The organism is Mediterraneibacter gnavus ATCC 29149, from assembly GCF_008121495.1.
GTDB lineage: Bacteria > Bacillota > Clostridia > Lachnospirales > Lachnospiraceae > Mediterraneibacter > Mediterraneibacter gnavus.
The window spans coordinates 1,035,964-1,048,349 of the sequence record NZ_CP043051.1 but is presented as its reverse complement, the minus strand read 5'-3'; the positions used below and the strand labels follow the sequence as shown (position 1 = coordinate 1,048,349).

Annotated in this window: 7 protein-coding genes and 2 tRNA genes; 7 read left to right on the top strand and 2 right to left on the bottom strand. The window is 42.8% G+C overall.

Annotated features, from left to right (window positions below; all coding sequences use genetic code 11):
• The first annotated feature begins 92 nt into the window (after positions 1-92).
• The 6 genes from FXV78_RS05095 (at position 93) to FXV78_RS05070 (ending at position 4,273) form a co-directional block, all read left to right on the top strand.
• Positions 93-620, top strand: a complete 528-nt coding sequence (locus FXV78_RS05095) for an HD domain-containing protein (protein WP_330371469.1) — start codon at positions 93-95, stop codon at positions 618-620.
• 144 nt (positions 621-764) lie between these two features.
• Complete coding sequence (locus tag FXV78_RS05090; RefSeq protein WP_039959985.1) at positions 765-1,886, top strand: LysM peptidoglycan-binding domain-containing protein; 1,122 nt, start codon at positions 765-767, stop codon at positions 1,884-1,886.
• 47 nt (positions 1,887-1,933) lie between these two features.
• Positions 1,934-3,127: a DUF5711 family protein gene (locus FXV78_RS05085; protein ID WP_004844074.1), complete on the top strand. Its 1,194-nt coding sequence runs from the start codon at positions 1,934-1,936 to the stop codon at positions 3,125-3,127.
• 8 nt (positions 3,128-3,135) lie between these two features.
• Positions 3,136-3,954 (top strand): CvpA family protein, encoded by an 819-nt coding sequence (locus FXV78_RS05080; protein WP_004844075.1) that lies wholly within the window; start codon positions 3,136-3,138, stop codon positions 3,952-3,954.
• Positions 3,955-4,090: 136 nt separating this feature from the next.
• Positions 4,091-4,163, top strand: a tRNA-Ala gene (locus FXV78_RS05075).
• Positions 4,164-4,201: 38 nt separating this feature from the next.
• Positions 4,202-4,273 (top strand) — tRNA-Asn (locus FXV78_RS05070).
• A gap of 82 nt (positions 4,274-4,355) precedes the next feature.
• Here the strand turns inward: FXV78_RS05070 and FXV78_RS05065 are convergent.
• Entirely contained in the window at positions 4,356-4,826 is a 471-nt protein-coding gene (locus FXV78_RS05065) for an ImmA/IrrE family metallo-endopeptidase (protein WP_004844076.1), read from the bottom strand.
• A gap of 20 nt (positions 4,827-4,846) precedes the next feature.
• On the bottom strand, positions 4,847-5,170 hold the full coding sequence (locus tag FXV78_RS05060) for a helix-turn-helix domain-containing protein (protein ID WP_004844077.1): 324 nt from the start codon (positions 5,168-5,170) through the stop codon (positions 4,847-4,849).
• A 240-nt stretch (positions 5,171-5,410) separates the two neighbouring features.
• Between FXV78_RS05060 and FXV78_RS05055 the strand changes: the two genes are divergently transcribed.
• Positions 5,411-12,385 carry an RICIN domain-containing protein gene (locus FXV78_RS05055; protein WP_039959986.1) on the top strand — a complete coding sequence of 2,325 codons (6,975 nt, stop codon included), beginning with the start codon at positions 5,411-5,413 and terminating at the stop codon, positions 12,383-12,385.
• Position 12,386 lies beyond the last annotated feature (1 nt).

Genomic DNA, 12,386 nt, shown 5'->3' with positions numbered 1-12,386 from the left:
AAAAATGTCCGAAAATATTTTTTGCAGGTAAAGTGCGTGCTATAATAGGGAAAGGAGCTGTCTGTACAGTGAGAATCCGGAGGTGGAAAGACTTGAAATTATGGTATCGAATGATTCGACGTTTGGAAGAAATTTATATAAGAAAGCATAAAGAAGAGTTCCTGTTGAGGAAACAGAAGTGGGATGAAGAATTTTATGAATGTATTCAGGATATTACGAAGCATCCGGTTGTGCTTCGTATGAAACTATATCCGCATCATGGAAATACGAATTGTTATCAGCATTGCCTTCATGTATCTTACTACAATTATGTGTGGTGCCGCTTTTTTCATCTGGATGCAAAATCAGCGGCAAGAGGCGGGATGCTGCATGATCTGTTTCTGTATGACTGGCATACCCATGCAAAAGAGACGGGGCAGCGTTTCCACGGGCTGACACATCCGAAAACAGCCTTAAACCATGCATGTCGTTTATTTTCTCTGAATGATATAGAGAAAGATGTGATCCGGGCGCATATGTGGCCAGTCACATTTTTTAGCATTCCTCACACAAAAGAAGGATGGATCATCACACTGACAGACAAATATTGCGGAGCATTTGAAAGTATGAAAAGAAAATAGAAGAATTTCGGGCAAAAATTTTGTCGAACTTATGTGACATTAACTGATAAAATCGGCCTTTTTCGTGTGCTATTCTCTAAAAGAACCCGGGGGAGCGGACAGGCTTCCGGCAAAAAATTAATTGAATCAAGGAGGATATACAGCATGGAAAGACAGATCCCAAAAAATGTTCGTCAGATTGGAAACGTGAGTGACAGCCCGAAAATTTATGTGGAGGACTATGTAGATACTTTTTTCCTACAGCTTTGTGATAAGGCGAAGGACGGACCGATCGGGGCATTTCTCGTAGGAGATATGCAAAAGAGCGAGGATGAGGAATATGTATACATATATGGTGCGATTCAGATGCACGACTTGAAGCTGGTCGGCAATGAATACGTGATCGATGATGAAACATGGAAAAATGCATATGAGGACTGTAAACAGTATTTTGAAGACGGAGAAATGTTGGGCTGGTTTGTCGCACAGCCCGGAGTAGAACTGGATGCAAAGAGCAACATAGTGAAACTTCATAAAAAATCGTTCCCGAAACAGAATACTGTTTTTGTTATGAAGGATTCCGCAGAGAAGGAAGAATCTTATTTTGTGCATAAACTGAATGATCTGATGGAGATCGGCGGTCGTTATACATATTATGAGAAAAATCCATGTATGCAGAACTATATGATTGCTGCTCGAAGAAAGAATGGGGTGTCTCCCTCGGAAACTGTTGAGGATCGAGCTGCTCAGGACTTTCGGAACATGGTCCGCAGTCGAGGAAGCCGGACGCATCAGAAAAAAAACAACCGTCTGATGTATGTGGCAAGTTCCATACTGATACTGGTGGCAGTTATTATGGGAGTTACGACACTCAATAATTTCGGGAAAATGAAAGCTGTCCAGAAAGTGATGAGTCAGGCGTCGTCAGCGGTCTTACAGGAAAATAATACAGAGGAAGTGCAGCCGGTGAGCGGTGAAGTGACAGAGACATCCAATGAGGGAGACGTGGAAAAACAGGAAGAAACACCACCATCAGAAAAGGATGCATCAGATCCGGAAACAAAACAGGAAGAAGAAAAAGCAGATGATATTGTTCAGGAACAGGAGAGCACAGAAGGAGAAGGTGATTCCTCAGAAGGAGTGTACGTAGTAGAGCAGGGAGATACACTGGCGATCATCAGCAAAAAGGCCTACGGAGATGTTTCGCATGTAGATTCTATCTGTCGGATGAACGGAATTACGGATGGAAATTTGATTTATGTAGGTCAGAAATTGCTATTACCATAAAATAATGCTATAATCGGAAAATAAAACAAAATGATAAGGGGTCGGATATGAAGCAAAAGAAAAATCCGCGGTTTCGATTTTCTGGATCCATAGATATGGAGATCATTCGGAGGCAGGTCAAAAGGCACAGAAGAAGCGTGCTGGGACAGTGGACGATCCGGATCGTCGTGGCAGCCATGATCGTGACAGGAACCTATCTTGTGATTGAAAATCAGACGTATACGTCCGTTGCAACAGCGGACTCACATAAGAAAGATACAGAAGACAGCAACCAGTATATCGCATTTTCAGACGGTGTGATCCGATATAGCAGAGATGGCGTTGTGTTTCTGAATAAAAGGAATAAGGAAAAATGGATTCAGCCCTGTCAGATCCAGAATCCGATAGTGGACGTTAATGAGGATGTGTTTGCAATAGCAGATGTGGGCGGTAATACGATTATGATCTTTCAGAAGAGTGGATTAAAGGGGGAGATTGAGACTACGCTTCCGATTGAAAAGATTTCTGTTTCAAATCAGGGGATTGTAAGCGCAATTCTGAAAAACGAATCTACGCCGCAGATCATTTCCTATGATGCAGTGGGAAATATACTTGTAGAGCATCAGGTGAATCTAAACAGTACCGGATATCCAATCTCACTGGATATGTCGGCGGATGGGGAGAACCTGATGGTATCGTATCTTTCCACAAAAAACGGAACATTGAAGTCCATGGTTGCTTTTTATAATTTTGGAAAAGAAGGTCAGGAAAAAACGGACAACCTGATTTATACAGAAGATTTTGAGCAGACAGTCGTTCCGGATGTGTTTTATATGGACGCGTCCACATCCGTTGCGGTTGGTGATAAATCATTTGTGATCTATGAAGGTACAAAGTCCGTGAAAAAGAAAACCGAAGTGAAGCTGAATCAGGAGATACGCAGTGAATTTCACTCGGACAGGTATATCGGGTTTATTCTTACGAATAAAGATAAATCAGGATATGAAGTGCAGCTTTATGATAAAACGGGAAAACAGATAATAAACCGGGAAATAACAGGAGAATATAGTCATGTAAAGATAGCAGGAGATGAGATCATCATGTTCGACGGAACAAAGGGATGTATCATCAGCGACACAGGAATACAGCGATTTAAGGGAGACTGGGGAATAGAAGCACAGGAAGTGATTCCGGCTGCCGGAATTCACAGATACCTGATCGCCGGTGAAGATGAACTGCGGCTTGTTTACCTGACAAATTAGGAGAAAATATGGATAATTGGTTATTGATTATTGTAGGAGTGATATTTTTGATCAGTATCGTGGCAGGCTATGTCAGAGGACTGCTCAAAATCGGAATTTCGTTGCTGGCTACGGTTCTGTCGATCGTGCTGGTTATGTTTCTGGCGCCTTATGTCAGTGATGCGCTTATTAAATGGACACCTGCGGATGAGATGATTGAAGAAAAATGTATGGAGATGTTCATGCCTCAGATTTCTGCAGATACATTGAAAAATGCAGATTTAAGCGGTACTTCACTTGGAGAATTGAATCAGGATCAGCTGGCGGATATCAACAATCTGGACTGGAACCAGTTGGGGATCAACATTCAGGATATTTTGAATATCATTGGAGAGATTCCAAAAGAAGTGCAGATTCAGGAGATTGAAAATGCAGCGTTGCCGGAGTTTTTGAAAAACCGGCTGCTGGAAAACAATAACAGCACAATTTATCAGGAACTGGGAGTTAAGTCATTTCCTGAGTATGCGGCATCGTATATTGCAAGGATGATCCTCAAGGTTGTGGCGTTTCTTGTTACATTTATCCTTGTTTGGATTCTTGTCAGGGCACTGATGGCTGCAGTAGATCTGATCGGCGAGCTTCCGATTCTGGGATTTTTCAATCACCTGGGCGGAGCGGTTGTCGGAGCAGCGGCGGCACTGGTGATTGTCTGGCTCTTGTTTTTGATCATAACATTATTGTATAATAATGCGATTGGACAGTCTTGCTTTGAGATGATTGAGAAAAGCAGTATTCTGACATTTTTGTATGATAACAATATATTGATTACGAAGCTGTTGTCATTTTAAGAGGGATTTTCGATCTTGAAAAGTCGGTTTTGAAGATAAAATATATATTTTACAAAAAATTGAAAAAATCTATTGACAGGTACTGTGCGATATGGTATATTTTAATAGCTGTCGGTGATAACTGAACAGCTTGAACGGGGGATTAGCTCAGTTGGGAGAGCGCCTGCCTTGCAAGCAGGAGGTCACGAGTTCGAATCTCGTATTCTCCATTTACTCAGTGATAAGAGCTGAGACAATTTTATAGTATTCCTCGATAGCTCAGTGGTAGAGCATTCGGCTGTTAACCGAAGGGTCGTTGGTTCGAACCCAACTCGGGGAGTTGTTAAGTTCCATAGATAGTAATGTCTATGGAATTTTTTTGTAGAAAGAATAGAAAAATGAGGACGACGATGGCGTTGTCCTCATTTTTTCTTTCCTATCATCAGATAGGGTTCAAACATAATATAGTAGTTCTGATATTTGGTACAGACTCCATATTTTGAGCGATAATCGGCAATGGCATCGCGAAGCTGTTCTTCTGTTACATCCAGAAATTCAGCAGTTTCGTGATATTCCCGGCATCCATGCTGATAGGCATCGATCAAACCACGCAGACCGATCAGCCGTTCATAGGTCCACATTCGTGCCTGGCGTTCCTGCTTTGCATTTGCAGGATCGGAGATATCCAGAATATTTCCAACAGAAGTGTAGTGATGACCAAGTTCTTCTGCCAGAATACAGGCTTTTTCTGCAGAGGTCTCCAATTGGTCCGAGAGGGCGATATTTTGATCTACATACAATCCCTTTAAGTTTCCATGAAAAGGAAAGTTCTCATCTACTGATATGTTCTGGGCGGCAGCCTCTTCTAACAGTTCTTCATATTTGTTCAGCATAGCCGTTTCTGAATGCTCCTTTATTGTTTTCTTTTTGAACGGATAAATTGAATGTATTTTTCAACATCATCCAACTCAGCCTGCGTAAGGTCAGAGGTATCAAGGTGTGCGGCAATCGTGACAGGTTCGGGTTCATGAGAGAGTGAACTACGTCCGAGAAGATAGTCTGCATCGACCTGGAAGATATCTGCAATTTTATTCAGAATATCAAAATCAGGTTCACGCCGTCCTTGTTCGTACATACTGACTGCACTCTTTGAGATGCCAAGGCGAGTGGCAAGCTCCTGCTGGGATAAGTGTTTATCTGTTCGCAGTGTTTTGAGTATATTGGCAAATACAGCCATAACATACACGTCCTTTCTAAGCAGCTTTTTGCTGCACTGGGAAGTTTTTGTAAAAATCAAAACTTTTTATGAATACAATATGATTATACACAAATCGTGGGAAAAAGTAAATAAAAAATCCACAAAATGTGCTTGACAAAAGAACACGAATTGTGTATTGTATAACTACACGAAACGTGCACAAAGCGTGTGAAAAGAAATAGAAAGACCGAATACAGAGAATTTCGGCAGGAGGTAAATATGAGAGATAGAATTTTACGGGAAGTACCGGAAAAGAGAGAGCGTTGTGTCAAACATTTTCAGATGACACAGAAGGGAATGGCGGCAGCTGTATATCCGGCTCCGGTTCATTATGAAGAAGACGGACAGTGGAAAGAAATTGATAACCGTCTGGAACCTGTACAGGAAGACGGGAGAGAAGTTTATCGAAATTTTGCGTCCGCAGTTCGTGTAAGTTTTGCAAAAGAGTCAGATACAAAGGAACTGGTAACGATCGAGAAAGACGGAAAGAAAATCTTATGGGGATTGTCACCTTTTTTACGCACAAAAAGTACACGAAACGTGAATTTTAAAAACAAAATTTCTACATTTCGTGTTTTGGAAAAGGAAGATTTCTGGAAAGAAGCAGAAATGTTGGATATGAAAGTGTCTGTTTTAGAAGAGGAAGAGTCAGAAGAGGATGAGATCCGAAAGATGATGTGTGTTCCGCATTTAAACGGAGAAGGTGTGTATGAGGAAATTCTTCCGGGAATTGATCTGCATTACTCAATCCAGGGAGAGCAGCTAAAAGAGAATATTCGACTGAACAGAAAAGAGGCGGCAGAACAGGAATTGAGCTTTCAGCTGATGCATCCTGGAATGGAGCTGCGAAGCGAAGAAGATGGAGGACTTGGGCTGTATGATTCGGAAAATCAGGAGTCAGGAAGGATTTTCAGACTGGTGAAACCGTATATGTATGATGCCGCAGGAAATCAGTCTCTTCAGGTGGAATTTCAAGTAGAAATCGGCACAGAGAGCAGTGTTATCAAAGTTGTGCCGGATCGTGAATGGATGCAGGACACAGAACGTGTTTATCCAATCGTGATTGATCCAATGACAGAGACGAGTAAAACAAAAGGAAATATTGAAGATACGTATGTTTTCACAGGAGGAAATGTACCGGAGAATCCGGGGAACGTATATGCATATGGATCTTTCGTGGTAGGGCGAAGTGATGAACTTGGAAAAATGAGAGCGCTGCTTCGGTTTCGAGACCTTCCGGATATTGGAAAAGGTTCGATCATTTACGGAGCGACCATGTATATCTGGCAGTTTGAATATTCATCCTACAGCAATCCGGAGCTGCCGCTTCTTGCTTATGAAGTAAAAAACAGCTGGGATGAAAAAAGCGTCCGTTGGGGAAATCAGCCGGCAGTAGATGGTGCAATACTGGATTATAAAAAAGTAAAACAGGTAATCAATGGAAATACAGTTTCGATCACACCGATAGGATTCAATGTGACCAGATTGGTGCGTCAGTGGTATAACACAGGAAAAAACTATGGAATTATGGTGAAATCAAAATATGAAGATGATGAAAATCTGGCAAACCGTGCTTATGCGAGATTCTATGCATCTGACTCACCAAGTATCTCTTCTGAACAGTTTCCAAGCGGTGTGTTTTATTACAGGAATGTGAATGGTCTGGAAGATTATCAGAGTTACCATGAGCAGTCAGCAGGGCGCGCAGGAATCGGTTACACGAATGACTTTACAGGAAATGTTGTCTGGAGTCATCTGGATGTGGCAACGGAGGGCGGTCCGATGACAACAGAAATCCGTCACGTATACAATTCCAGTGAAGCAGATACCTCTTCCCGTATGGGATACGGATGGAGACTCAGCAGCCAACAGGAATTGAAAGAGAGTGGGATCAAAGATTATCCGTATGTGTATATCGATGAAGACGGAACAAAACATTATTTCTATAAAGATACCAATGACGGTAATAAGCTGAAAGATGAGGATGGGCTGGGACTGACGATCACAGTGACGTCAAGTTCTGAACATGACCGTTATCGCACGATGGAAACAAAAGACAAAGTGAAGTATATATTCGGACAGGACGGATTTTTACGATTCATCGAAGATCTGAACGGAAATTCCGTGAAACACCAGTATGGTCCGAATTCAGCGGGAAATTATCTGGGATATATTACAGATGCGTCAGGTGGATTTTTAAATATCATTTATTCAACGGATGAGGGGAAATCAAAGATAACAGCTATTCAGGATACCAAAGGGCGAGAGATCCGATATGGGTATGATGCGCAGGGGAATCTGACATCCATTACTTATCCGGATGGAAGTAAGAGCCAGTTTACTTATGATGGTTCTCATAAACTGCTCAGTGTGACCAATCCGGATGGCTATCGTGTAAATTACGAGTACACAAATGATTTCCGGGTACCCCGTGTCAGCAAAGTATCCGAAACGGGACAGAAAAATGCACCGGGTCAGGAATTAAAGATTTCCTATGAAAACGGAAATACTACGATTTTTGAAGAACCTGGATTGGATGGTCAGATGGAACATCCGGGAGATAATAAGAAAACAACGTGGCATTTTGACAATATGGGACGTCCGACAGATGTGCTGGATGCAGATGGATTTGCAAATAATTATTCTTACTATACATCCGGCATGAAAAATCATAAGCTGAGTAAAGATGGTTCTGTTCAGAAAACAGTGTGTGGTCTGCTGAGAAATCCAACATTTGATCCGTCTCATGGAGATGGCGGATGGTACACCTGTCGTATGTCAGATGGAAAACGGGGAGCGATCACACATGCAGATGGATATATTGGTACAAAAAGTGCGAAACTGACAAAAACAGAGCTGACATCAGAAGAAGGAATCTGTCAGGATGTGCATCTGTCAGCTGGAACATATACGTTGTCTGCTTATGTAAAAACAGAATCGCTGAACCCGGAAAACCAGGAACAGGGAGCGGTTGTATCCGTAATCCGGGCAGACCGGACCAGAATCATGGGGGAACGCTGTATTGACTATGTGACAGATAAAAACGTGGATGACGGATGGGAGAGACTGGTTCTCACATTCCAGCTTCCGGCAGAAGAAACCATTTCCGTGTTTGTGGGAATGACAAGAGCAAGAGGAACACTTTTGGTAAGTGGTGTTCAGCTGGAAACAGGAAATGTGGCAAATGAACTGAATCTGATCGACAATCCGGGATTTGAACGGTGCACAAATGATGTGCCTGATAATTGGGGATTTCATGCAGCTGCAACCGGGAATAAGAGTATGATCACTGCAGATAAGGGAAGATGTGCAGTACTGAACGGACAAATGGAGCAGCAGCTTCATCTGTCTCAGGCTGTAAATATTTCAGGACAGGAAGGTGATATCTTTAATCTTAGCTGCTGGGTAAATGGATTTGGAATTCCGGATAAGCAATTTTCAGTGGATGCAGCAGTCATTTATACGGATGGTACAGTTAAATGGCATCAATTACAGTGTAATCCCAATATTAAGGGATGGCAGTTTGTCAGCAACACCTTCAGTACAGACGATCAAAATGAAGGGGCGAAGAAAACATACAAGGCGATCCATGTGTATCTGATGTACCACAATCAGGTGAATCAGGTGTTATTCAAAGGTGTGCAGCTTGTCAGAGATGACGGGGAGAGTTACCAGTATGATGATGACGGGAATCTGATCCATGCAGTGAGTGCAGCGGAAAAAGAGAGTTTTTCATACGACAAAAAAGGAAGTCTGACGAAGCTTGGAAGTATTGACGGAACAGGGTTTGAATATCGATACGATACGAAAAATCATCTGACTCAGGCTGCCAATTCTGAAGGAGTCCGTTATCGATTTACATACAATGACAAAGGACAGCCGATCCAGATGACGGCAGATGGCGGAAAATATCTCGGAGCAGTCATACCGGGCAGAGTGTATTATATCCGGGAAAAAATTTCCGGAAATTATCTGGATGTCAGAAACAGTGAGACGGCAAACGGAACTGTGGTACAGTTGTGCACGTTCTTTGGATTTGCCGCGCAGAAATGGAAGCTGATTGATGGAAAAGACGGATATATGCAGTTTGAGCCTCTTTGTGGCTCTGGATACCGCCTGGATCTTAATAACAAATCTGAGGCAGAGGGAGAAAAAATTCAGATTTATGGAAATAACAATACCGATGCACAGAAATGGAAGCTGCATCCAAACGCAGATGGAAGTTTCCAGATCACCAGCAAGGCAACGAAAGATAAGAAAGCGCTGACAAACGGACCAAAGAGTACGACAAGCGGACAGCCGGTGCAGAGTTATACACGAAAAGAAGAAAACGAACATCAGGACTGGTATTTTGAACCGGCAGATGAGGGAACTGTTTCAGCAGTTCCGAAAGCGGGAGGGATTTATCATATCCGGGTACGTCATTCGGGACAATATATTGATGTGAAGAATGCTTCGACAGCAGCAGGAACACAGGCAGTGCAGTTCAACTACAATGGCGGGATGAACCAGCAGTATCGTTTGCTGCCATATGACGGCACGTATTATCAGTTAGAGCCGGTTCACGCACCGGGAAAAGTACTGGCAAAATCAGGAACCAACGACAGAGGTTTTTCCATTCTTTCCTTAGAGGCATCTATGTCGGGAGCTGCAAATCAGCTGTTCCGATTCGAAGAGGTGTCACCGGGAAATGGATATGCGATCATCTGTAAGGATGGAAACCTGTCTCTGGATGTGATGGATTATTCCCATCAAAAATTGGCAGATATCATTCTGACAGCCCACCAGTCAAACAGCCAGGTCAACAAATGGTGGATCCTGGAAGAGTGCAGTGAGCGCATGGAATCGTCTATGACATACACATCCGATTATAAGCAGCCGAAGACGATCACAGATTCCAGAGGAAATACCGTTCATTATGAATATGATGACAAGAACCGTCTTCTGACGAAGCTGACAGATGCAAAAGGAAATGCCACTTCCTATGTATACGATGCCGACACGGATAAGATGACAGAAGTTGCGAGAATGGTGGATGGAAAAGAAGTGAAAGTTTCTTACACCTATGAAAACGAAAAAGTGACGTCCATCGGTCACAATGGATTTACGTATGATTATGCGTATGATCCGTTTGGAAATCTGGAATCCGTATCGATTGGAGGAAGAGAACTGGAGCGCACCACGCTTCGAAGCCGGAACGGTCTTGCGGACAGGATTACCTATGCGACAGGGGAAGCCGTTCGAAATGAATACAATCCGGAAGAACAGCTTGCGGCACAGTATCTGATCACCGCAGACGGCAGAGAAGAAAAACTGTTTGAAAATACGTATGACAGTTGTGGAAAAATTGCAAGGCACAAAGATCTTTGCAGTGGAGTGACCAGCACATACCAGTATGACCTGATCGGAAGAATGGTAGGAACAGACCGTTCTGACGGGATGAAACTTCGCAAAGTGTATGATGAGAAAAATCGTGTCAAAGGATATACGTATCAGAAAGATCGAGTCGGACATGAGGTGGAATTCCTTTACGGGGATGTGGAAAAACAGCAGAAACCGGGGCTTGGATATGGAATCGAGATCAATGGCGCCCAGAAGATTGCCTATGAGTATGATGCCCTTGGGCGTGTGATCCGTACCCACAATCACTTCTCCGATACGAATACATCGACTCAGGAGTATACATACGTCTCAGGTAAAGAGGAAGGAGTGACTACAAACCTGGTTGCATCTGTCCGGGAAGGAAACCGTGCAGAATCTTACACCTATGACGCCTGTGGAAATGTGGAAACAATGGTGGAGCGAAGCGCCGATGGCAGCGAAAGAAAAATCCGCTACTACTATGATGCACTGAACCAGCTGGTACGAGAAGACAATCAGAAGCAGAATCAGACAATCTGTTACACCTATGATGTGGGTGGAAATATGGTCAGAAGAGACGAGTACCGTTATACCGAAAATCCGATGATCACAGAAGCACCGTGGAAGTCCGATACGTTTGATTATCAGACCGGAGGATGGAGAGATCAGCTCCGTTTCTACAACGGACAGGCAATTACCTACGATGCCATGGGAAATCCGCTCCAGTATCTGGAGATGCAGATGGAATGGGAAAAAGGACATCAGTTGAACCACATCACAGGAGCCGGGCTGGATATGTACTGCATGTACAATGACAGCGGAAAGAGAATCCGAAAGACGGTCAATGGCGTTACGACAGACTTTTATCTGGATGGTTCGGCCATTCTGATGCAGACGTCCAGTGACGGCAGCAGGATCGATTTCTTCTACGATGACAAGGGTAATGTGTTTGCCATGAAGTATCAGAATGAGATGTATTTCTACCGCAAAAATCTTTTTGGGGATATTCTGGGAATTCTTGACAGTCACGGAACGGAACTTGTAAAATATGAGTATAATTCCTGGGGAAAACTGCTGAATCTGACGGATTACAGTTCGAATGGACTGGGCAGAAGGAATCCATTCCGTTTCAAGGGATACTACTATGACGAAGAACTGGGAATGTACTATCTGAATAGTCGGTATTACGATCCGGAGACGGGGAGATTTGTCAATGCGGATGATGTAGAGGTTTTAAAGACAACGCCAACAGCATTGACGGATAAAAACTTATATAGTTATTGTGATAATAATCCGGTTGGCAGAAAAGATGGAACAGGCGCGGTTTGGGAGACTGTATTTGATGTAGTTTCCTTAGGGTTTAGTATTGCGGAAGTTGCAGCTAACCCATATGATCCAAGTGCATGGGCAGGTGTAGTTGGTGATGCAATTGATTTGATTCCGATTGTTACAGGTGTAGGAGAAGCTGTGAGAGCACTGCGATTTACCGATAAGATGGGAAATACGCTAGAAATTGCAGAAGCAGTAGACTTTACCAAAGATGCAAGAGATATTATTAAATCATTAGAACATACCAATGGCTTCACTAAGTCCACAAGAAGTGCGGGTAGAAAGATACATAAGGGGTATAAATCAGGACCAGCGTTTAAAGCGGAGTATAAAGAATATAAAAAAGTAAAAGGGATTAGACCTGATTATTACAATCCTAAAACTAAAACGATTTATGAGTTAAAGCCTTATAATCCACGATCTGCCAAAGCGGGTGTTAAACAACTTAAAAAATACAAGAAAAAAATTGGGAAAAGAAGTAATGTACGACTAGAATTTTATTAAT